Origin of the sequence: Paenibacillus sp. FA6, from assembly GCF_051550225.1 — a bacterium.
Classification (GTDB): Bacteria; Bacillota; Bacilli; order Paenibacillales; family Paenibacillaceae; genus Paenibacillus_AQ.
This window is the reverse complement of sequence record NZ_CP188820.1, coordinates 3,972,798-3,995,509: the sequence shown is the minus strand read 5'-3', so window position 1 is coordinate 3,995,509 and position 22,712 is coordinate 3,972,798. Positions and strand designations below refer to the sequence as shown.

Here is a 22,712-nt window from a genome sequence, read left to right as displayed (position 1 = left end):
GTGCAATGATGAAAGTAGCGGTTGTAGGTTGCGGAGGAATGGGGCATGTGCATGCATCTGCTTATCATAAGATGGCAGATGTCGAGCTGACAGCAGTATGCGATATTATTCCTGAGCGGGCGCAGGATTTGGAACAGCAAACTGGCGCTACTCCTTACTATTCTATTGATCAAATGCTGGCAGAGGCAGATTTCGATGTGATCAGTGTGACGGTGCCAAGCTATTTGCATAAGGAAATGACGATCAAGGCAGCAAAAGCAGGCAAGCATGTAATCAGTGAAAAGCCTGTATCCTTGTCGCTCGAAGATACAAAGGACATGATTCAGTGCTGCGAAGAGAATGGTGTACGACTGTTTGTCGGCCATGTCGTGCGGTTCTTTCCAGAGTATGCTCGCATGAAGGATTTTGTTGATCAAGGCAAGATCGGTCAAGTTGGCGTTGTACATACGAAGCGCAGAGGTGCACATCCGGCAGATGTGGCGCCATGGTTCCGGGAAGCGGATAAAAGTGGAGGCGTAATTATCGATTTGATGATTCATGATATCGACTATTTGCGCTGGGTGATGGGTGAGGTCAAGTCGGTCTATGCGATGGCGCATAACGATGGCAAGCTGGAGTTTGCTTATGTAACGTTAAATTTTGCTAGTGGGGCAGTGGCAAATCTTGAAGCTTCTTGGGGCTATCCGGGAGCATTCCACACGGGAATTGAGCTTGCAGGAAACTTGGGTGTTATTCGAAATGATAGTGAGAAGTGCAGCTCACTCGCTATTCGCCAGATGGAGCAGCAGAATAAGGCAAGCAAATTCGTCGCGATACCGGAAAGTCCTGGTTATAAGACGCAGTATGAGCTGGAGCTCCAGCACTATATTAGTTGCATTCGGAGCGGGGATGAGGCAATTGTGACAGCACACGATGCATACAAGGCGCTTGAGATCGGACTTGCAGCTGTGGAGTCGGCGAAGACGGGCAAGGTCGTTTCGCTTGAGGCAAACGCAGAAGGGGGAATATCGAAATGAGACAATTAAAGGTAGGGTTTATTAGCTTTGCACATATGCATGCCTTTTCTTATTTGGAAGGATTCCGTACGTTGCCACAGGTGGAAATTGTCGGAATCGCAGATGAGGTGCATGACCGTGTTGCGGATGTAGTGGATCGATATCAGATTGCGTATTATGCGGATTATCGAGAGCTGCTTGCAGTATCAGAGCTTGATGCCGTTGTCATCTGCTCGGAGAATGTGCACCATGCTGAGTTGACGATTGCCGCAGCAAAGGCAGGCAAGCATGTGCTATGCGAGAAACCGCTCGGCATCTCGGTTGTGGAGATGGAAGCGATGATCGATGCATGTAAGGACAATAATGTCCAGCTAATGACAGCCTTCCCATGCCGTTCTTTAATCTCAGTAGTGCGTGCGAAGGAAGCGGTAGATCGCGGTTCGATTGGTGACATTATCGCCATCAAGGGCACCAATCGCGGTACGAATCCGGGTCGCTGGTTCGTAGAGCCAGAATTGTCCGGCGGAGGTGCGCTGCTTGATCATACCGTGCATGTTATGGATTTAATGAACTGGTTCACAGGATCAAGGGCAGCTGAAGTGTATGCCTATACAGGAACTTTATTCAATGAAGGCTTGAAAGTCGATGATGCGGGGATGATTCATGTTAAGTTTGAAAATGGCGTATTCGGCGTGCTCGATACAAGCTGGTCCCGTCCGCAATCCTTCCCGACATGGGGAGATGTCACGATGGAAATCATCGGTACGGAAGGTGTTATTACGATTGATGCCTTTGCTCAGAGCAACGAGCTATACAGCGATGAGAATGGCAAAGGAACGTGGGAATTCTGGGGCGATTCGATGGACGATCATTTGATCAAGTCTTTCGTCGATGTGCTACTCGAAGGTAAGGCAGTGCCGATCACGGGTGAGGATGGTCTACGTTCCGCACAAGTTGCCCTTGGCGGATATGAGTCTGTAAAAACGGGTCAACCCGTTCGGTTAGGATAATACAGTCTAAGTTTGTATTTAGAAAATATATTGCTTATGTGAAGGGTCATCTCTTTCTTGTGCTATATGGCGCAGGTGGGGGTGATCCTTTATTGTCGTAATGATCAAGCGTTATATTTTGTTGTCACAATAGTCCGCATCTTTCAACTTGAATTCGCTTACATTGCGAAGCGTCGGGCATATATAATTAAATTATAAATAGTTTGGTTCGTGATATCGAATGGTTAACTTTCGTCAAATTTGAAATGAGGGAATGCAATGCAACGCATAAATGAACTTCACACCTTTCATCTCAAGCATTTAACAGAGCAGGTGCTCCCTTTCTGGAAGCAAGCTGTGGATCAGCGGTATGGCGGTATTTTTACTGGATTTAATGCAGAAGGCGACCAATTGATTCATCGCGATAAATTCACTTGGTCTCAAGGCAGATTTCTATGGGTATGGTCACGTATTTATGCCCTATGCAAGCAGGGGATTATGTCTGAGTCGGCAGAATCCTATCGAGAACAAGCGGAGGCAGCTTACCAATTCCTAGTTGACCATGCGTTTTTGCCGGAAGGCGATTGTAGCTTTCTATTGACGGAAGATGGCCAGCTAAAGGAGATGCAGCCGGGTGAAGGATACAATGTCAGTTTCTATGCCGATTGCTTTGTCATTATGGGTTTTGCAGAATATGCTCTGATTTCAGGCGATGTTGAGGCATACGAACGTGCGGCAAGGTTATATGAGCTGGTGGAACAACGCCTGGTAGATGGGACCGCAAGGAGTGAACCTTATCCAATCCCTGTAGGCATGGATGCGCATGGCTATGCGATGATCAAGCTCAACACGTTACAAGCTCTGGCGCAAGCGGCAGAAGCGTTCGATAAGCAAGAGATGAAGCGCCATTACCGGCAGAAAGCGATGACAGAGTGCAGGCGGATTGTTTACAAGTTTCGGGATAGCAGCAATCGGATTCGCGAAGTGATTCCAACTTCTGCTGATCGTATTACCGAGCTGGATGCCAATCCGGATCAGCTGCTGCTCAGGCATTTGAATCCGGGTCATAGCATGGAAAGTTTATGGTTTGTGATGACGGAAGCCAAGATCCAAGAAGATTCGGATATGATTCAAATCTGTGCAGAAGTAATGAAAGAAGTGCTGCAAGCAGGATGGGACCCGATCTACGGTGGATTGTTTCGTTACATCGATTTGGATGGCGGAGAGCCGAAGGGGATAGCCAATACAGGTACAGATAGCTTCGAGGCACTTATTCGTGAAACATGGGATATGAAATTATGGTGGCCGCATTCCGAGAGTTTGTATGCATGTCAGCTCGCTTATTCTTTAACAGGTGATGAGGAACTGCAGGCGTGGTATGAGAGAATTCATGACTATACATTTAAATTATTCCCAGCAGACTTAGGTAAAGAGTGGATTCAAATCCGCAGCAGAGATGGAACGCCGGTAGATCGTATTGTGGCGTTGCCCGTTAAGGATCCTTATCACATCATGCGAAATCTACTGCTCTTAATTCAACTATAAAATGTAATTTTTTAATATAAAAAATAAAAAGATTAACTAAAAATTGGAGTGAATCAAATGGAGAGAACAACTATGAGTTTGGAGGAAAAAGTAGCCCAGCTGTTTACCGTTTCAGCAGGAGGAACGGTGCTCGATGATACGATTCGGAAATTAATTGCCGAGTGGAAAATAGGCGGTGTGTTTTTAGGCACAACGTGCTTGCATCAGCCTGAGCAGGTTCATGCACTAACAGTCGAAATGCAACAGGTGTCAATGAAGGAAGGAAGCGGACAACCCTTGTTCATTTCCGCTGATTTTATAGCGGGAGTAGGCTGCAAGCTGAAGGATGGCGCCGTTCACTTTCCTAAAAACAGAGCGATTGGTGAGACCCAAGATGAAGCGCTTGCGTATGAAGCAGGCCGAATCACCGCAATGGAATCGCTAGCGATGGGAGTTAATTTTAATTACAGCCCGGTGGTGGATATTAATAATAATCCGCTCAATCCAGTAATTGGGACACATTCTTTCGGTGAGGATCCTGATCTAGTATCTCGACTAGGCAGCGCCATCATTCGAGGTTATCAGGATCACGGTCTGATTGCAACAGCCAAGCATTTCCCTGGTCACGGGGATACGCATGTGGATTCTCATGAGGATCTTCCGCTGCTGTCATTTGATGCGGAACGCATGGACAGTTTCGAGCTGATTCCTTTCAAGCGAGCGATTGCTGATGGCGTAGACTCTGTGATGGTTGGACATATTGCTGTTCCATCCCTAGATGAAACACTTACGCCTGCTTCGCTTTCGTATCCAATCACTACAGGCTTGCTGCGTCATAAGCTCGGATTTGATGGTGTGATTGTTACCGATGGTCTGTCAATGAAGGGAATAACGAATCAATTTACGCAGGCAGAAGCTTGTGTGAAGGCATTACAAGCTGGTGCCGACATTCTGCTCGCTTTCCCGAATTCATATGAAGACGCAGTTTCCATGCTGGAGGCAGTTATCTTAGCCGTCAAGGATGGTACGATTTCGGAGTCTAGAATTGATGAGTCCCTGGAAAGATTAAACCGCGTTCGTCAAAAATATCACCTGACAAGCGACACATTCGAACAGAAGCCATATGACAGTTCCTTGTTCCTGACGGAAGAAGCGGTCAAGGTAGATGACGCTCTGGCGATGAAGGCATTGACACCGCTTCAGGGCATACAGGCCGGTTGCCTAACTGAACAGCTACATAACCTAACAAGCGAACAAGCGTGTATCTTGATCTGCTATGAGCAGTGCACGAGTTTTGTACAGTTGCTGCTGGCGAAAGCTCCTGAGCTAAAGCTAGTTTCCGTCAAGGATGTGGATCAGACGGTTCAAGCGATATCAGAGACAGGTGAGGCTGATTTAATTATTGTAGCTACAGCAGGAAGCAAGCCACTAGGCAAGGATAAATCAGCACTAATAAATGAACGTATAAAATCGCGCAAACAATCGGTATGGGTACACTTTGGATCGCCTTATGATATGGACGATGTTCAGGCCCCTAGCTTGTTGGTTTATGATTTCGCGCCATCGTTGCAGAAGGCTGCTGCCTCATATCTGCTGAAGGGTAAATCACGGATTTGAGTTTGTGGCTGAAATACAGAATCCCCCTACGAAAGTAGGAGGAAGGCAGTTTTGATGGTTCAAGGAAACCCATGTCCCATCTGCCCCGGCGAATGCCGAGAGGCTATTAACAAGTGAGGATGATCAACATGAAAAGCCAAACATGGCGTCAGGCACTAAGAGTTGATTGGATGTTGTACCTGTTTTTGCTACCTGGTGTGTTGTATTTTATTATCTTTAAATATTTGCCGATGTATGGCGTGATTATTGCCTTCCAAGATTATAGCCCGTTCAAAGGAATTGCGGGAAGTGATTTTGTCGGATTGAAACACTTTGCAAGGTTCTTTCAGGATTCCGAATTTATTACGGTGCTTGTCAACACGCTGCTCATCAGTTTTTATAAGTTGATTTATGGTTTTCCGGTACCGATCCTTCTGGCGATCATGCTGAATGAGGTCCGCATCAGATGGTTCAGTAAGTTTGCTCAAACCTTATTTTATATGCCACATTTTTTCTCATGGGTTATTTTTGGGGGAATCGTGCTGCAAGTGCTCTCCACGCAAGGAATGCTCAATGCGATCATTACATGGTTCGGTGGTGAGCCGATTATCTTCATGAAGGAGCCGGCTTATTTCCGAAGCATTCTGATTATATCCAATATCATCAAGGAATCCGGATGGTCTGCAATCGTGTTCATCGCAGCAATTGCCGGTATTGACCCGTCGTTATATGAGTCGGCGAGGATGGACGGCGCTAAGAAGCGTCATGAAATCTGGTATATCACACTTCCAGGTATTCAGTCGACCATTATAATCATGTTTATTCTCCAACTGGGAAATATTTTGGAAATCGGCGTTCAGCAAGTATTCATGCTGTACAATCCGCTCGTTTATGAAGTCGGAGATATTATTGATACCTACGTTTATCGTGTAGGTCTGACCCAGCAGAAATACAGCTTCGCTACAGCGGTCGGTTTGTTCCAGGCCACAGTGGGTCTGATACTGATCTATACGACGAACTATACCTCTAAGAAGCTTGGTAAAGGAGGATTATGGTAATGAACATATTACGAAAACTGCATCCAGTAACAATATTCAATTACTTCTTCTTGACACTGTTCGGAACAATTACGCTGTTTCCATTCTTGCACGTGCTTGCGCAATCATTCAGCAGCCAAAGGGCGGTCGTATCTAATGAGGTAACGATTTTTCCGGTGGAATTCCACTGGGGAGCCTATCGCTTGCTGCTGCAAGACGGCGACTTCTATCAAGCATTTATGGTCTCGATTATCCGTGTCGTAGCAGGTGTTGCGATTAACATGACCTTAACTACGCTGATGGCATACCCGTTGTCGAAGCAGGGGGTGAAGGGCAAAAACTTAGTCATGAATATGGTGCTGTTCACCTTGTTGTTCCAGGGAGGTATGATTCCAAGTTACCTGTTGTTAAGAGAACTACATTTGCTGGACACGATGTGGGTTATGCTGTTGCCTTCTGCTGTCAGTGCATTCAATCTGATTCTCTTGCGGAACTTCTTCCTGGCGGTGCCGATGAGCTTGGAGGAGTCGGCAAAGATTGACGGTGCGGGACATGGCAAGATTCTATGGAATATTTACTTGCCACTATCGATGCCGGCCATTGCTACCTTATCTTTATTCTATGGTGTTATGCATTGGAACACCTATTTCGATGCCGTCATGTATATCAGCAATTCGGATTTAAATCCGCTTCAGGTCTATCTGCGAAATCTGATCGTTCTCAGTGAATCCAATATCGAGACGACGAACAATACAGGCATGTTCCTGGTCGCTACTGAGACACTGCAGGCTGCGGCAATTATTGCGAGCGTTGTACCTATGATTATCATTTATCCATTCGTTCAAAAGTATTTTGCGAAAGGGGTGATGTTAGGGGCGTTGAAAGAGTAGCCGCCATTCTAGCTTCATTGTTGGACTGATTAGTTGTATATTATATAAAGATAAGGTGGGTATATCGATGAACAAGTTCAAAAAATCATTGACGTCAATTGTTGCGATTCCATTAGTGCTAGCCTTGACTGCAGGATGTGGAGGCACTAAAAGCGAATCTTCTACCACACCAGCAACAAGCTCGGATGCATCGGCTCCGACAAGTGATGTCTCTAAGGCTGATCCAACCCCGATCAAGATCTTCATGGCTGGCGGATCCAAGTTCCAAGACGGGGAAGATATCAACAACAACCCTTGGACGAAATTAATCGAACAAGAGAATAATGTGGATCTGCAGATCGAATATGGTCCTGCAACTTCCGATGAGTACATGAATAAGCTGACTTTAAAATTTGCATCTAATGATATTCCAGATTTATTTTTTACGGCTGCCTCCAACCAGAAATGGATAACCGAGAACGCTGCGCTAGGTGCATTGAAACCGCTTGACGAATATATCGACAAGTATCCGACCCTGAAGGATGCCGTATATCCAACTGCTTGGGAAGCAGCTAAATATGACGGCAAAACTTACGCGATTCCAGTTCTTGGAGATGGCAACAAGGCAACGGATAACGTCTATATCCGCAAGGATTGGCTGGATAAGCTGAAGCTGGAAGTGCCAACTACATTGGAAGAGCTTGAGAAGGTATCTACAGCATTCCGTGATCAGGATCCAGATGGCAATGGCAAGAACGATACTTACGGACTAGTTGCATATGACAATATGATGGGCTGGTCATTCCTATATGGCGCATTCGGCGTTATTCCTGGCTACTATTTAGAGAAAGACGGCAAGCTTGTACCTGCTGATACACAACCAGAAATGAAAGAAGCGCTTGCTTACATCAACAAGCTGTACACAAGCAAGTTGCTTGATAACGAATGGCCTGTTATGAAAGTGAAAAACTACCAGGAGCGTGTTTCTAATAGCCAAGTTGGTATTTATGAAGGTTCATGGGCTGCCACTCGTAGTGAAATTAACACAAACAAACAGAACGACCCGAATGCAGAATGGATTATGATTCAACCTCCAGCTGGTCCTGCAGGCAAACATGGTGTTGCAGGCGGAGCGGATTACAAATCCTTCATCATGATCAGTAGCAAGGCGAAGAATGAGGACGCCATTCTTAGTATGCTTCAATGGATGGCAAATCCAGATAACCTCGACAAGTTTGTATTCGGCTTCGACGATTTAGGCGAAGGTTTAATGTATGATATGGTAGACGGTAAATATGCACTGAACTTCGAAAATCATAACAAATACGGATATCGTCAGCAGCTAATGTTCATGCAGCCTAAAGAACTGAACAAGAAGAAGATGGAAGCCCTCGGATCTGATTTCAATCTGACCGGAACGATTGAGAACTCTGTAAAGTACGGAATTCCTAATCTGTTTACTGGGGCTCCTGGTGAGGCAATGGCTGAGAATAAGAGCAAGCTTGAACAAATGCGCACAGAAGTATTCACCAAAATTATTGTTGGTCATGTACCGATCGATGCATTTGATACCTTTGTGAAGGATTACAATGCCAAGGGCGGAGACCAAATTACAGAAGAAGTTAATGCTTGGTATAAATCGAAATAAGTCAACTAGAAGCGGTTCAGGAAGGGGTAATACCTTTGGAGAAGAGACTGTCACCTAATCAATCTACGATCAGACGCAAGCTGATTGTGCTTATTGGTGGTCAGTTTGTTCTCTTTTTTTTACTTGTCGTTGCGATTTTCTTCTGGTTTCAGGATATTCTTGAGAATAAGATCAGCGAGCTTGCGAATCAAACGGTAAGAGCTGTGACGGGTAATATCGACATTCATCTGAATCGCAACCTGCAGATGCTCAATGCCATTGTCAGTGATAGTGAATTCAATCAACTGGTAAAGGATAACCCGGATTTTTCTGATTTTTCATCCATTTGGGGGCAAGTACAGCTTATTCAGAGGCTTAAGAGCTTAACTGCCGGAAATACCGATATTTATGGCGTTTCAGTCTATAATGTAGCTTCGAGCAAGGTGCTGTCGACCACAGAGGGGAGCACGATTGTTTCTGACGAGGTCGTTACCTGGCAACAAGAATTGGATGAACGGGTCGTTCCGCTTGATATCCGTGTGGATATACAAGACAGCAATTCCATGTTCTCTGACAAGGAGCCCTTAATCACGCTACTACGTCGTATACCTGGGGTGGGACAACGCGATAATATCCTGATGGTCGATGTTGCCAAGCAGATGCTGAATTATATGATCGGTGAAGTCGATCTCTGGAAAGGCACTGCGATTGTAATTACCAATCCGAATGGGCAAGTCATATTCCGAACGGGTACGGATATTAGCGATCTTAAAAATGGAGATACACTTTCAATCGAGCTGCTCCATGAGTTCGATTCTGAAAGACCTAATGAGTTCGAGATGCTTGACATCTATAATGACTCCTATATAGCTGTACATCAACGTGCTGAAGTAACAGACTGGAATATTTACATGATTATTCCTGAGAAGGAGATCATGAAAGACTTTCGGCAGTTGAGAGGCGCTGCAACAACGTTTGGAATCATACTCGGATTTGTTTTTATTGTTTTATCAATGATGCTATACACTCAAATTGTGAATCCGATCAAAAAATTGAAACAAGCGATAGTGTTCGTTGAGAAGGGTTTACCTCTCATGCCAATTGAGATCAAGCGAATGGATGAGCTAGGATTTTTGCAGCAGAGGTTTAATGAAATGATTGGAAATGAACAGCGAATGCGTGAAATGATCGTTGCAGAGCAGCTGCATAAAAAGGAGCTTGAACTGAAATTTCTGCAGTCCCAGATTAATCCGCATTTTTTGTATAATACACTCGATTCTATTTATTGGGTTGCTGTGGAAAAAGGGAATGAAGAAATCGGCAATGTCATACTCGATTTGTCGCGTTATTTTCGACTTAGCTTAAGCAAAGGACGGGAGTACGTTACGATTGGGGAGGCTGTCGATCATCTGAAGTATTACATTCGCATTCAGCAGTTTCGTCATCTGGATAAATTTGATATTCATTGGAAGGTTGAGCCTGCACTAGAGAACTTGAAAATTATCAAGCTCATGCTGCAACCGATTATTGAGAATGCAATTATTCATGGTCTGGAAAGAAGAGTGGAGAATTGCTGGCTACAAATTGAGATTACAGCATCAGGGCGTAATGTGGAGTTCCGAATCCAGGACTCAGGAATTGGTATTGAAAGAAAGCGATTGAAATTTCTTCTGAAAGAAATCAAGAGATTGGATGGTCCATCCGAAGTAACCTACGGACTGCGAACGATTTATCAGCAGCTAAAATTACTGTATGGGGAAGACATGGAGTTCAGAATGAGCAGCCTGCCAGCCAAAGGAACCCGAGTGATTATCAAGATTGTTGCAGATAGATTGTCCGAGGGGGTGCAGCATGAAAGTTATCATAGTAGAAGATGAACCACGAGTAAGAAAGGGGTTATCGGAAGCAGTTGAATGGGAGAAACTTGGCATGCAGCTAGTTGGCACTGCTTCTAACGGTCTGGAGGGCATGGAATTATTTAGCGAGAAACTGCCTGATTTAGTAATTGCTGATATTCGAATGCCAGTTATGGATGGTTTAGAAATGACAGAGGCGATTCTGAAACAAGAGCCTTCCACAAAAGTGATCATCATCAGCGGGCATGATGAATTTGAATATGCAAGAAGATGTATAGGGCTCGGGGTAAACAATTATCTGCTTAAGCCAATCGGGAAGACTGAGCTGCAGTTAGAGCTTACGAAGCTAATGGAAAAGTGGGTGTCGATTCAGCAACTGCAGGAGCACTCCGTCCATATGGAAGAACAGTTAGAAGCGAACCTGTCTGAGCTCCGAAGTCTGTTTCTCGAAGGCTGGCTGAATGGTGAAAAGGACCTTGCAGCAGATGAACTGGAGGATCAGATTCGTTTTTATAAAATTAATTTAAATCTGAATTTACTTGCGTCTGTTGTTATTTTTGAAATGGATTCTTTCAAAGCAGATGAAGAGGCTGGGCGAGACCAGGATTGGTTGGATTTCTCCTTATATAAGCTGGTAAATCAGACGCTAAAGAACAAAGGCATATGTTATCAAACCGCGAACGGTCGAACGATTGTGCTGTATCAAGGGGAGAATAACTCTTTGGACGATATGCAATTATGGACGAACCAAATCTATCAGCTGGCAAGTGAGCTGTCTAATGGCTGTATCACGGTTGCAATCGGATCAAGCATGGTACCTGTGATCGAGCTGCCTGATATTAATATGAAGGTAAAACGAATTATGTGTTTGAAAATGATGCTGGGTACGGGGCTCATCCTGCAGGAGAATATGATCCAGCCTGTAAGGGAGCAGCTTGCTGTGCTGAATGAGGCGGATGAAGCGCTGCTTGTGCATAGTGTTGAAATAAACGATCCACAAGAGACCAAACGAATTATTGATAATCATTTTGCCAAATGGACCCACACACATGAAATTTTCTTTGGCGGTGAGATCTTTTATCAGTTTACAGGCCTATATACGAAGCTTGTTCACCGGCTGGGCAGAAGTGTTCGGGACTGCTTGAACGATAAGGAATATTACCTGTGGCAATATCCGGAGCATTTTCACTCGTTGCAGGAGATTCAGGCTTGGTGGATTGGGCGCTTTAACGAGCTGAGTCAGTGGTATGAAGGCTTATGGTCCGATCGAAAGACCAAGCTGATCAAGCAGGTGATTCATTATGTGGATGATCATATTTACGACAATATTACTCGTGATGAGGTAGCGAATCATGTCTATATTAATTCTTCATATCTCAGCAGACTGTTTAGGGAAGTAACGGGCGAATCATTTTCCAATTATGTATTGAACAAGAAGATCGAGAAGGCCATTCACTTACTTCAGGTTGAACGGGTGATGGTGTATGAGGTAGCGAATCGACTGGGATATAAGGACCCCAGCTATTTTGCACGGGTGTTAAAGAAGCATACCGGCAAGAGTCCAACAGATTTTCAATGAGGTTTATCCATTTGAAGGGAGAAGATGGAGCAATGATCAAGCAAGAAACTGCTGATATCGTCATCATAGGAGGGGGAACAGGGGGAACTGCAGCGGCACTTTCCGCCTGTAGATCAGGTTATAAGGTGATTATGACAGAGGAATGCGCCTGGATTGGAGGACAATTAACAGCTCAGGCGGTTCCACCAGATGAACATCAATGGATTGAGCAGTTTGGGGGGACACGCAGCTACAGAACGTACAGGCAACGCGTTAGGGACTACTATCGGAGCTATTTCCCACTGACCGATGAGGCGAAGGTGTTGCCTTTATTTAATCCAGGGAGGGCGATCGTCAGCCGGGTTTCTCATGAACCACGAGCTGCACATGCTGTGCTGTTGTCCATGCTTGCGCCTTATGAACATAGTGGTCGCTTGCGTGTTTTAACTGGCTGGAAAGCGGAAAACTGTGAGACCGATGGCAATGTAGTTCGATCGGTTACGGTTCGTCACTTGGAGAGCGGCGATCAGTTGGTGCTGACGGCGCCTTATGTGTTGGATGCAACCGAATGCGGTGATCTCTTGCCACTGGCTAAAGTAGATTATGTGACTGGTGCTGAGTCACAGCAGGAAACAGGCGAACTGAATGCGCTTGATGGCCCTGCTGATCCGATGGATATGCAGTCGATTACCCATTGCTTCGCGATGGATTATATCGAGGGTGAAGATCACACGATCGACAAGCCGAAGGATTATGATTTCTGGCACAGTTATAAGGCTGATTTTTGGCCGGAGCGTCAGTTAAGCTGGTTTGGCTCAGATCCGCGTACATTGGCTAAAAAAGAGTATGCCTTGTTTCCACGTGACGGGATGTTCTCGCTGTGGAACTACCGCAGGGTGATTGATAAGAGCCAGTTTCAGCCTAACACCTTTGATTCGGATATTACACTCGTCAACTGGCCGCAGAATGATTATTGGCTAGGTCCGATTATCGACGTGCCTGAAGAAGAAAGGCTGCGCCATCTGGAAGGCGCCAAGCAGCTAAGCTTATCCATGCTGCACTGGATGCAGACGGAAGCACCGCGCCCTGATGGCAAGATGGGCTATCCTGGATTGCGGCTTCGCCCGGATGTGTGTGGAACGAAAGATGGCATGGCACAGCACGTATATGTACGGGAATCTAGAAGAATCCGCGCTCGGTTTACGGTATTGCAGCAGCATGTCAGCCCGCTGTTTCAGCAAGGCAAGGTGGGAGCGCAATTTGATGATTCGGTTGGTATCGGCTACTACCATATTGACTTGCATCCAAGCTCAGCAGGACGGAATTATATCGATGTCGAGAGCTTGCCGTTCCAAATTCCACTTGGAAGTTTGATTCCACTTAGGGGTGGCAATTTACTGCCTGCTTGTAAAAATATCGGTACAACGCATATTACCAACGGCTGCTACCGCCTTCATCCTGTTGAATGGAATATTGGCGAGGTTGCAGGTCTACTAGCAAGTTTCTGTTTGGACGGGGGTCATACGCCTGAACAGGTCTATGAGAAGCAGGAACTTCGTAAAGAATTCCAGGCAAGGTTAGTAAGTGAGGGTATTGAACTGGAGTGGCCAATGAGCATCCGTTAATTATTCAGCAATCAGATAATGTTATCCAATAAGGATTGGAGTGTTATACAGTGAAACTGAAAGAACAAATAGATTGGCTTCAGATTGAAGTTCATGATGATCGGCAGGAGATGGGCAAGCATGCGGGTGAGGCGGTGGCTGCTAAGCTACGGCAGTTACTTGCGGAGCAGAGCCAGGTTCGTATGGTATTTGCTGCTGCCCCTTCACAGAATGAAATGCTCGAGTATTTGCGAGGTGCAGATCATATCGACTGGAGCCGAGTGACGGCATTTCATATGGATGAATATATCGGTTTGTCCCTGAATGCACCACAATTATTTAGCCGCTTTTTGCAGAGAAGTATTTTTGATTTGGTTGGTTTCGGTCAGATCCATCTGATTGACAGCAGCGCAGATGCTGTGGCCGAGTGCGAACGCTATGGCACATTACTTCGGGAAGCTCCGATTGACATTGTATGTCTTGGTATTGGCGAGAACGGGCATATTGCATTTAATGATCCGCAAGAAGCGGACTTTCAGGATCCGCATACGGTGAAGGTCGTCTATTTGGATCAGGAATGCAGACAGCAGCAGGTGAATGATGGCTGCTTTAATGCTTTGACTGATGTGCCTGAACGTGCATTGACGCTAACGATTCCAACCCTGATGTCAGGACGTTATCTATACTGCACGGTTCCAGGTGCGACCAAGCGCAAAGCGGTTGCTGCTGTACGGCGTGGGCCAATCGATATTTCTTGCCCAGCATCCATATTGCGCAAGCATCCATCTTGTACGATGTTTACAGATCGGGAGGCTTACGGTGAAGTAGAAGGCGAAAGCAATGCATAGTACAGCTGATTCGGACGGGAGAGAAATGGCTTTATATCGAGGGTTGCATTATCGTACAGGGGAGCCTATTGAGATCAAGTGTGTGGGCGGACGAATTGCGGGTATGGAACCTGTGGTAACGGATGCTGATGCTGAGGTCGGGGCGCTTCCGTTGATTGCACCCGGCTTGGTCGATCTTCAGATCAATGGATATGGCGGGATCGACTTTAACCGCGAAGGACTTACACCGAATGAACTTAGCAGTATCATAGAGATGCAGTGGTCGTTAGGTGTGACTTCCTTTATGCCAACCGTTATTACAAATGAAGCATCAGCGATTAGTCGTTTGTTGACCTCAATTCATGAAGCTATATGTGCTATTGGAAGCAACTTGCCTTATGAGGCTAGCGTGGCAGGTATTCATCTTGAAGGGCCTTTTTTATCACGGGCTGATGGTCCGCGTGGTGCGCATGCATTGGATTGTATTGTGCCTCCTGATCTGAATCTGATGGAGGAATGGATGAAACACTCACATGAGCGTCTCCGGATCGTGACGTTCTCCCCGGAATGGCCGAACTCAGAAGAATTTGTTCATTGGTGTTGCAAGCGAAACCTTCTCGCATCAATAGGACATACGAGCGCCAATAGTGTACAGATTGCAGCCTCCGTTATGGCTGGAGCTGCTATGTCCACTCATTTAGGGAACGGTGCTCATCCTGTCTTGCAGCGTCATCCAAATTATATCTGGGATCAGTTAGCTCATGATGAACTGTATGCTAGCGTAATTGCTGATGGAATTCACTTGCCAGATTCTGTTATCAAAGCATTTTATCGAGCTAAAGCTGGTCGAATGTTGTTAGTTAGCGACACGGTGGCATTAGCAGGTATGCCGCCGAATCGTTATGAAACAACAGTCGGCGGTGCAGTCGTGCTGACAGAGTTGGGACGGCTCCATCTCGCTTGCGATGAGCGACTTCTTGCTGGATCTGCACTGCCCTTGATTAAGGGTGTGGAACATCTCATCCAGATCGGACTGTGTTCTTGGCAGGACGCATGGGACATGGCATCTTTAATTCCCGCAAGGGCTGCTAAACTTGGAAGTTTGCAGGGCTTAACGATTGGAGCAGAAGCTGATTTCGTGCTATTCCATAAGGAAGGGCACGAAATGGAGGTGAAGCAAACGGTAAAACAAGGACAAGTCGTTTATACAAAATAGAAACAGGCTGCGTCAAAATTAAGCTTCTCTAGCTTAATTTTGACGCAGCCTGTTTGTTTAAAATATAAGAAAGCATAAGTTTCACTTGATACTCTATTCCTTATATTTCGGCAGAGACGGATACCTTAAAGCGATACGAAGTATCGCTAGCATCGGAAGCATAAACTTCTTAAAAAAGGACGGCATAGCCGTTTCTGCTTGCTTATCGTTGTCGTTGGTGAACAGATTTCAGCTTCTCTTCCAGCAATCCCATATACAAGCCTGAAGCTATTTCCGCTACGGTCCATCCAGACTCAACAGCCCATGGTCCCCAACCAACATCTGCAGGGTTGCCGTACACTTCCATTAATTCCACATCAAAGGCACGTGTCCAACAACCATCGATCATAGGATCAACGCTATGAATTTGGGAGCTCAGCATGAAGCGTACCGTTTCGGTCCAACGTTCCTTGAACCAATCGTCACCTGTAATGAAGTAGGCTTGCATCCATCCGATAGGCAGCCAGTTGTTCGAATACAGCTGATCTGTAACAGGATCACCGTTGCGTCCGAGCAAGGAGCTTTCGCCAGAACCGCCCTCATGCCTCATGGCTGCTCCGTAACCTTCGTCCCATTCGATATAGGCACCGCTTGGATGGACAAAAGCTTGCAAATCATGAGAAACCTGATATAGCCACTGCAAATGTTGTTCTTCCTTCGTAATTTCATATAACCAAGCTAGAGGAAGAATAAGTCTGCATAGCTCCTGTGTTTGGCTTTGTTCGCGTTTGGTGTTTGGATACACACTCATAATTGCAGACAGCCCTTTGATCGCAGCAGCCTTATAATCTTCACGCTTATTTAACTGATATGCGATACATAATGCAGCATAGTAGTAGGCGTTATAGTGTGCGCTCGGTGTGTCTCCTGGTGTTGTTTGAAGCTTATGAAGCTCGTCTGGTGTCAGCAGGTTATTGTCAGTGCGGGATTTTCTTGTTCCGTCTGTTCCTGTTGTCGATAGTAAAAAGTTTAGTATATCCGAACATTCGTCTATACGATTAGTCGTTTGCTCGTAATAGCTGCGCAACAGTCGAGGCAGAATCGCTCGCGCGACATCATCCTGATAACAGACGCCCCAAGCCTCGTCAGTCCATCTCATCATTCCATATAACGGACCAGGCTCTTTGTTGACGTAATAGTCCAAAATATAATCAGACAGATGATGAGAGACGCTGTCACTGTAGGGATCATCTTCAGCAATCGAATGAAGCCAGAAAAGTAAGCCTAGTTCTCCGATACAGTCAGCACGGAGAACTGGGCTGATTCGCTGCTGTCCATTGTAATCAATCTCTGTGCCTAAACCTTCCAAGGCTCCCCCTCTACCGTCATCTATCAATATATTCGTTTGCTTCACCCAGTTTAATGCGTGTTTAGCGCTGCTACGAATGGCTATTGGTGTAACCTCGTCAGTGGAAATAATATGAGTCTTATAATGGCGAGGGAATTGTTCAATTTGATTGCTGATCTCGAAGCCATACAGCCAATTGATTATAAAGCTAACCAGCTTTTGTGTCCTTGATAAAGGTGCATGACGCGCTTTAGAGAAATTAGCCAGACGAAAAGCGCATACAAGCAACTGCTCTTCTGCTTCGAACCAAAGTGCGCGTTCTCGAATCATATCCTGCTCATTCATGTCATTTGGTTCAATCTTCCCATGCGCTTGAGAGACACTGTAATAGAGAAGTGGTTTAACCTTCGCATATGTGAATTCGTGTGGACGTAGACGTTCTCCACACTGATCATCAATCAGTGCACCTACAGGCTCATCTGCTAACCAATCCTGCTTAGCGACTACAAGACGCGCATATCGGGTTGAGGCGGGAAGCTCAAAGTAAAGGTCTCCAACGCTTCCGACAAATTCAGCGAAAACACGTTTACCAGAGTTATAAGCTTGTTCTATTTTCACTCTTGCAGATGGCGGAAGAATCAATGGTTTATCTGCGGCCCCGCCAAGAATAGCGATCGAATCGAAATCATTCCATTCAACAGTGGCGGCATCCTTCGGTTTGATAACGAGTAGATCTTGGTCAATCGTTCTAAGCAAGAAAAGCATATCACTATCGTTGTCAGTAATGACGGCCACTCGCCGTTTCAATACAGAACTGTTCATTATATAGTCTCCTCTTAAATGAGATGGTTGTGTGATTCTAATGTATCACGCCGAAGAGAGGGGATATATAGTAGAATGTGTGAAAAGACAGGACTATTGTGGGAAGAACTGCAAGCATATCTTGGTCTACTCAAGGATGGCTATTCCTATATAAATATTTAAGTAGCGTCATGATGTATGTGCGAATTCTCAATCATGGCGGTCATGTAAACGGATGAGCTCAGGTCCATAGTCCTCATATCTGCCTGATTCATGCCATAGCTCAGCAGGCTACAGGGAAGGCATTAATATTTCTTGTGCACTAGCAAGATCCATTTCCTCTCGCACAATCTGTTCCACCTTGCGAAGAATACGTAAACCTAATGGTAAATACGTATAGATACCTGCTGCTAATTGTCGGATATACCCAGCTCTGAGCATGAGTCGATGACTAATAACTTCTGCATCAGAAGGCGCTTCGCGCAATGTTGGTGCGAATAATTCACTCTGGCGCATATAATCCCTCTATTTCATTTTTGATTATCCACAAAAACAAAAAGAACGCATTCGTAAGGGACGAATGCGTTCGTGGTAGCACCCTAGTTGTAATCGTTTGATGAAACAAACGATTACTTATTGGATAACGGGAATTCCCGGTAGAGATAGTCTAATATCTTCCACAGCTACAAGGTAGGGGACTTTAATCGAGTAGGAGAAACCTTTCAGCCTGTGGGTTTCCTCTCCGGCTTGTCATTACTAAACTTAGCTAACAAGCAAAGAAACGACAATGATTACGCCAGGAACACCAATCAGAAAGGCCCAACTCATCGGTCTTGCGAAATTGACTGTCCAACCAACGCCTGTTCTTTTCTCAATCCACAGAGATGGGTCCTGTGGGTTGTAGTAAATACTACCGAGCTTCCAGTGGGCATCATCGTTGATCGGCTGGGAATTAGAGTGTGTGGAAGATTTACCGATACGGCTACCTCCTTGCCCCATGATGAAAGATAAGATGAGAGCAGCCAATACGATAACAGAGGATATAAGAATGCTAACGAATGCGAGAACTTCCGGGTTTTGTTCAAATATCATATTAAGTTGAATGAAAGCGAACAACAACACCATAAGCAGACCCGTGATGATGATGTATAACGACCAGGTGCGACGAAAGATCACATTTTGTTTCAAAGATTTCTCAGGATGATTTGTGTTGAGCTGCTGTTTACTTTTTAGAATAGTCCGATTAAGGAACATGAATAGTAGTGTCATCATCAACTGCATGAGATTTAGACCAAGAACAGCTGTATAGGATTTATCTACACTTCTCGTTACATTTCCTTGGAGGTCGAATTGCATAGCTATTGTTTCTGGAAACTGGCTGTAATACTTCCAAGCAAGTATGGCGCTACAAATCGTAATTGCTAGATGGATGATAAACCACTTGTTTGAGAAAATGAGTTTCTGTTGTCTAAATCCAGTATCAACAGAGAGTATAGTCTTGTTTGATGCTGGGATAGTGGGCTGATCTAGTTTGAATTTTTTCATCGTAAAATGGAAACTCAGGTTAAGCACGGTTGAACCTACAATGAGTATTCCTACAGACCAAGCGATAATGAATTCTTGCTTGACTGGATCACTTGCTGAGGTGCCGATGAGGCTGAAGATGAGTATTAGAGTGTAGAGAATGGTGCTAATCCAAGCATATTTCTTACGTAGCGCCCGTAAGGGTTCACTATGGTACATTTCTTCACTGACGGATATACCGAAGCTGACGGTGTCTCGCGTGAGGTAAGGCATGAAGATAAGAGTTGCTGAGATTGGGAGGAACATTAGAATTAGAATAATACTAGAGAGCCAAGACATTAGTCATTCTCCTTTCCTGGATTCGAAATTTCACTATAAATTTGTTCTGTGATTTGGAGGAACTGTTCTTTGGTCATACCTCGACAAATGGCCTCTGCGATGATCGGCTTTAATTGGTTGTACTGCTTTAATTCATATTCAGGAGTTAATTCAGGCATGCCGTCAGGTTGAATGACGACTCCCTTTTGCCGATGAATCTGAATGAATCCTTCCTGTTTGAGTAAAGTATAGGCTTTATTGACGGTGTGCAGATTGACACCAATATCAGAAGCTAGACCACGAACAGAAGGGAGGGCTTCCCCAGGCAGTAGATCTCCATGGGCAATTCCTTCGATAATCTGATTCATAAGTTGCGTGTAGATTGGAATGTCGGACTGCATATCTAAATTTATAATCACAACGAAATCACCTTCCTATCTGTTATAGTCCAACTATAACAGATAGTTGTTTTTCAGTAAAGATAAATGATGTGACTAGATATCTTTTCTCCTGCGTAGTTGATCCCCATCGGCATTATTCATGAAGAGGTCAAAATATTACATGTCTGAGGTCAGTATTGATCCTTGGATTTGGCATAGTTTGCTCTATATTAGTATCAATGATGCTATAGGAGTGAAGTTATGGGTAACAGAAACTGTAAATTAGTAGAGAAACGACCTGCTAGTGTTTGGACAGAGGCTTTTCCTATCGGTAATGGTCGCTTGGGCGGCATGATCTTCGGTGGCGTCCAGAATGAACGAATTCAGCTAAATGAAGATTCGATGTGGTATGGGGGACCTAAAGGAAACGATAACCCGGCATCCATTGGAAAGCTAGAGGAGATCAGGAGGCTACTGAAGGAAGGTAAACCGCAAGAGGCCGAAAGGTTGGCCTTGCTGAACATGACAAACGCTCCCCATTACTTCGGTCCTTATCAGCCATTGGGCGATTTGTTGATCAAATTGGAAGGTCATGAGACAGCGTTCGATTATAGGCGTGAACTTAATATCCAGACAGGTGTAGCTTCAGTTAAATATAAGATAGGAACGACTCAATATAGTAGAGAAGTCTTTTCAAGCGCAGTTGACCAAGTGGTAATGATACATTTAACGGCTTCCGAACCAGGTGCTCTTTCATTGACAGCTAGGCTGAGTCGCAGACCCTTCGAAGGGGAATTTAGCAGGGAAGATGTCGGTATATTGACCATGAAGGGACAATGCGGACCGGATGGAGTACATTACGCAGCGGTATTACAGGCTGTTGTCGATGGGGGCGAGACACAGACGGTTGGGAGTTATATAGATATCCGCGAGGCGAATTCCGTTATTCTAATTATTTCGGCGCAGACCTCTTTCCGATATAGTGACCCTTATAGGGAGGCATTGAAGCAGGCAGCGCAGGCGGCTTCAATACCGTATGTAGAGCTTAAGAAAATGCATGTTCAAGATCATCGCAATTTATTTGATAGAGTCGCATTAGAACTAGGTACTAAAGCTAATAAAGAGTTTGAAGAAATACCTACCTCTGAACGACTTTTGAATTATCGGCAAGATGATGCTGATCGGGGTCTTGAAGCGCTATTCTATCAATACGGGCGTTACCTACTCATTGCAAGTTCGAGACCAGGTAGCCTACCTGCCAATTTGCAGGGGATATGGAACGAAAGCTTCACGCCACCTTGGGAATCCGATTTCCATCTAAATATTAATTTGCAGATGAATTATTGGATCGTGGAGACTGGTAATTTGCCGGAATGTCACGAACCGCTATTTGACCTTATTGATCGTCTGGTTGTGAACGGTCGGGATACAGCACACAAATTATATGGTGCAAGGGGATTTGTAGCCCATTCTACAACCAACATTTGGGCGGAAAGTGGAATTTTCAGCGCATGGGTCCCTGCCATCTTTTGGCCGACAGGCGGTGCTTGGCTCGCGCTTCATTTATGGGAGCATTACAGGTACAATAATTCGGAGTTATTTTTGCGTGAACGGGCATATCCGGTGATTAAAGAAGCCGCACTATTCTTTTTGGACTATTTAGTCGAAGACGGAGACGGTCAGCTTGTAACTTCACCCTCTCTTTCCCCAGAGAATAGCTATGTAACAGAAGGTGGGGAAGTCGGAGCGTTATGTGTCGGACCGTCTATGGATTCGCAGATAGTATATGCTATATTTACCGCTTGTATAGAGGCATCAGAACGTCTTGGCATGGATCAATCATTTCAGAATGAATGCATGACAGCTCGGAGCAGGCTTCCGAAGCCACAAATAGGTCGGCACGGTCAGCTTATGGAATGGTCGGTTGATTATGAGGAAGCGGAGCCTGGTCACCGTCACATTTCACATTTATTTGCCCTGCATCCAGGTGAACAAATTCTACCTCATCAAATGCCGGAATTAGGAGCAGCTGCGCGAGTTACCCTCGAACGGAGGTTGGCACACGGAGGCGGTCATACTGGCTGGAGCCAGGCTTGGATCGCGAATTTTTGGGCTAGATTGGGTGATGGTGATAACTCGCATAACAGTCTGCAGGATCTACTATGCAAAGCAGTGCATCCGAATTTATTCGGAGATCATCCGCCGTTTCAGATTGACGCCAATTTTGGCGGAGCGGCTGCCATTCAAGAGATGCTCTTACAGTCGCATAGAGGTCAAATTCGCCTGTTGCCTGCACTTCCTTCTGTATGGTCCTCAGGTAGTGTACAAGGACTACGGGCAAGAGGTGGGTACACCATCGATATCAAATGGTCGGATGGTATTTTGGAAGAAGCAAAGATCAGTGCAGAGTCTGATAACGAGTGTGTGATTTATAGCGATGTGCCGCTTGAGATTTACGAGCTCGGAGGCAAACATATAACGGCTGATAAGAAGGATAATGCTTATCATTTCCCTATTCCATCTGGAGCAATATACCAAATCAGGATATTAAGAGTGCATATGTGATATTCATGTGTGCTTCTTTCTTCGTTCCCGTGATCACGTATTGTGAGAAAAAGTCAAAATTGTGCACATCACTGTAAAAATTCAAACCTTTTAAGATAA

General features: G+C 45.2%; 16 protein-coding genes and 1 pseudogene. 13 read left to right on the top strand and 4 right to left on the bottom strand.

The features are described from left to right. Positions 1-5: 5 nt before the first annotated feature. The 12 genes from ACP8HI_RS18440 (at position 6) to ACP8HI_RS18385 (ending at position 15,698) form a co-directional block, all read left to right on the top strand. Positions 6-1,016, top strand: coding sequence for a Gfo/Idh/MocA family protein (locus ACP8HI_RS18440; RefSeq protein WP_438347639.1), 1,011 nt, complete (start codon positions 6-8; stop codon positions 1,014-1,016). Then, positions 1,013-2,005: a Gfo/Idh/MocA family protein gene (locus tag ACP8HI_RS18435; protein WP_438347638.1), complete on the top strand. Its 993-nt coding sequence runs from the start codon at positions 1,013-1,015 to the stop codon at positions 2,003-2,005. The genes ACP8HI_RS18440 and ACP8HI_RS18435 overlap by 4 nt, the downstream gene beginning before the upstream one ends. Before the next feature lie 258 nt (positions 2,006-2,263). After that, positions 2,264-3,529, top strand: coding sequence for an AGE family epimerase/isomerase (locus ACP8HI_RS18430; protein ID WP_438347637.1), 1,266 nt, complete (start codon positions 2,264-2,266; stop codon positions 3,527-3,529). Positions 3,530-3,586: 57 nt separating this feature from the next. After that, positions 3,587-5,125, top strand: coding sequence for a glycoside hydrolase family 3 protein (locus ACP8HI_RS18425; RefSeq protein ID WP_438347636.1), 1,539 nt, complete (start codon positions 3,587-3,589; stop codon positions 5,123-5,125). 128 nt (positions 5,126-5,253) lie between these two features. After that, positions 5,254-6,162, top strand: a complete 909-nt coding sequence (locus ACP8HI_RS18420; RefSeq protein WP_438347635.1) for an ABC transporter permease — start codon at positions 5,254-5,256, stop codon at positions 6,160-6,162. Then, positions 6,162-7,031, top strand: a complete 870-nt coding sequence (locus ACP8HI_RS18415; protein ID WP_438347634.1) for a carbohydrate ABC transporter permease — start codon at positions 6,162-6,164, stop codon at positions 7,029-7,031. The genes ACP8HI_RS18420 and ACP8HI_RS18415 overlap by 1 nt, the downstream gene beginning before the upstream one ends. A gap of 67 nt (positions 7,032-7,098) precedes the next feature. Further along, the gene (locus ACP8HI_RS18410; RefSeq protein WP_438347633.1) at positions 7,099-8,658 is read left to right on the top strand and encodes an extracellular solute-binding protein; all 1,560 of its coding nucleotides are present in this window, start codon (positions 7,099-7,101) and stop codon (positions 8,656-8,658) included. A 35-nt stretch (positions 8,659-8,693) separates the two neighbouring features. Beyond that, positions 8,694-10,514: a sensor histidine kinase gene (locus ACP8HI_RS18405; RefSeq protein ID WP_438347632.1), complete on the top strand. Its 1,821-nt coding sequence runs from the start codon at positions 8,694-8,696 to the stop codon at positions 10,512-10,514. Then, on the top strand, positions 10,489-12,072 hold the full coding sequence (locus ACP8HI_RS18400; protein WP_438347631.1) for a response regulator transcription factor: 1,584 nt from the start codon (positions 10,489-10,491) through the stop codon (positions 12,070-12,072). The genes ACP8HI_RS18405 and ACP8HI_RS18400 overlap by 26 nt, the downstream gene beginning before the upstream one ends. 32 nt (positions 12,073-12,104) lie before the next feature. Beyond that, positions 12,105-13,676 (top strand): FAD-dependent oxidoreductase, encoded by a 1,572-nt coding sequence (locus tag ACP8HI_RS18395; protein ID WP_438347630.1) that lies wholly within the window; start codon positions 12,105-12,107, stop codon positions 13,674-13,676. 50 nt (positions 13,677-13,726) lie between these two features. Further along, on the top strand, positions 13,727-14,503 hold the full coding sequence (locus ACP8HI_RS18390; protein ID WP_438347629.1) for a 6-phosphogluconolactonase: 777 nt from the start codon (positions 13,727-13,729) through the stop codon (positions 14,501-14,503). Beyond that, a complete protein-coding gene (locus ACP8HI_RS18385; RefSeq protein ID WP_438347628.1) occupies positions 14,496-15,698 on the top strand; it encodes an N-acetylglucosamine-6-phosphate deacetylase in 1,203 nt (400 codons plus the stop codon). The genes ACP8HI_RS18390 and ACP8HI_RS18385 overlap by 8 nt, the downstream gene beginning before the upstream one ends. Before the next feature lie 202 nt (positions 15,699-15,900). Here the strand turns inward: ACP8HI_RS18385 and ACP8HI_RS18380 are convergent, their stop codons facing one another. From ACP8HI_RS18380 to ACP8HI_RS18365, 4 genes and pseudogenes are all read right to left on the bottom strand, one after another. Continuing rightward, a complete protein-coding gene (locus ACP8HI_RS18380; RefSeq protein ID WP_438347627.1) occupies positions 15,901-17,847 on the bottom strand; it encodes a hypothetical protein in 1,947 nt (648 codons plus the stop codon). A gap of 192 nt (positions 17,848-18,039) precedes the next feature. Then, positions 18,040-18,342: pseudogene (locus tag ACP8HI_RS18375) on the bottom strand (proline--tRNA ligase); the annotation flags it as partial. A gap of 246 nt (positions 18,343-18,588) precedes the next feature. Further along, positions 18,589-19,689, bottom strand: coding sequence for a DUF1648 domain-containing protein (locus ACP8HI_RS18370; protein ID WP_438347626.1), 1,101 nt, complete (start codon positions 19,687-19,689; stop codon positions 18,589-18,591). Beyond that, positions 19,689-20,087 carry a GntR family transcriptional regulator gene (locus tag ACP8HI_RS18365; protein WP_438347625.1) on the bottom strand — a complete coding sequence of 133 codons (399 nt, stop codon included), beginning with the start codon at positions 20,085-20,087 and terminating at the stop codon, positions 19,689-19,691. The genes ACP8HI_RS18370 and ACP8HI_RS18365 overlap by 1 nt, the downstream gene beginning before the upstream one ends. A gap of 222 nt (positions 20,088-20,309) precedes the next feature. On the opposite strand from ACP8HI_RS18365, the gene ACP8HI_RS18360 reads away from it, so the two are divergent. Further along, positions 20,310-22,613 carry a glycoside hydrolase family 95 protein gene (locus ACP8HI_RS18360; RefSeq protein WP_438347624.1) on the top strand — a complete coding sequence of 768 codons (2,304 nt, stop codon included), beginning with the start codon at positions 20,310-20,312 and terminating at the stop codon, positions 22,611-22,613. The last annotated feature ends 99 nt before the right edge of the window (positions 22,614-22,712 follow it).

Coding starts and splice junctions, on each gene's coding strand:
- ACP8HI_RS18370 (WP_438347626.1), bottom strand. CDS start 19,689: ATGTCTTGGCTCTCTAGTATTATTCTAATTCTAATGTTCCTCCCAATC.
- ACP8HI_RS18430 (WP_438347637.1), top strand. CDS start 2,264: ATGCAACGCATAAATGAACTTCACACCTTTCATCTCAAGCATTTAACA.
- ACP8HI_RS18415 (WP_438347634.1), top strand. CDS start 6,162: ATGAACATATTACGAAAACTGCATCCAGTAACAATATTCAATTACTTC.
- ACP8HI_RS18400 (WP_438347631.1), top strand. CDS start 10,489: ATGAAAGTTATCATAGTAGAAGATGAACCACGAGTAAGAAAGGGGTTA.
- ACP8HI_RS18385 (WP_438347628.1), top strand. CDS start 14,496: ATGCATAGTACAGCTGATTCGGACGGGAGAGAAATGGCTTTATATCGA.
- ACP8HI_RS18425 (WP_438347636.1), top strand. CDS start 3,587: ATGGAGAGAACAACTATGAGTTTGGAGGAAAAAGTAGCCCAGCTGTTT.
- ACP8HI_RS18420 (WP_438347635.1), top strand. CDS start 5,254: ATGAAAAGCCAAACATGGCGTCAGGCACTAAGAGTTGATTGGATGTTG.
- ACP8HI_RS18395 (WP_438347630.1), top strand. CDS start 12,105: ATGATCAAGCAAGAAACTGCTGATATCGTCATCATAGGAGGGGGAACA.
- ACP8HI_RS18360 (WP_438347624.1), top strand. CDS start 20,310: ATGGGTAACAGAAACTGTAAATTAGTAGAGAAACGACCTGCTAGTGTT.
- ACP8HI_RS18380 (WP_438347627.1), bottom strand. CDS start 17,847: ATGAACAGTTCTGTATTGAAACGGCGAGTGGCCGTCATTACTGACAAC.
- ACP8HI_RS18410 (WP_438347633.1), top strand. CDS start 7,099: ATGAACAAGTTCAAAAAATCATTGACGTCAATTGTTGCGATTCCATTA.
- ACP8HI_RS18440 (WP_438347639.1), top strand. CDS start 6: ATGATGAAAGTAGCGGTTGTAGGTTGCGGAGGAATGGGGCATGTGCAT.
- ACP8HI_RS18435 (WP_438347638.1), top strand. CDS start 1,013: ATGAGACAATTAAAGGTAGGGTTTATTAGCTTTGCACATATGCATGCC.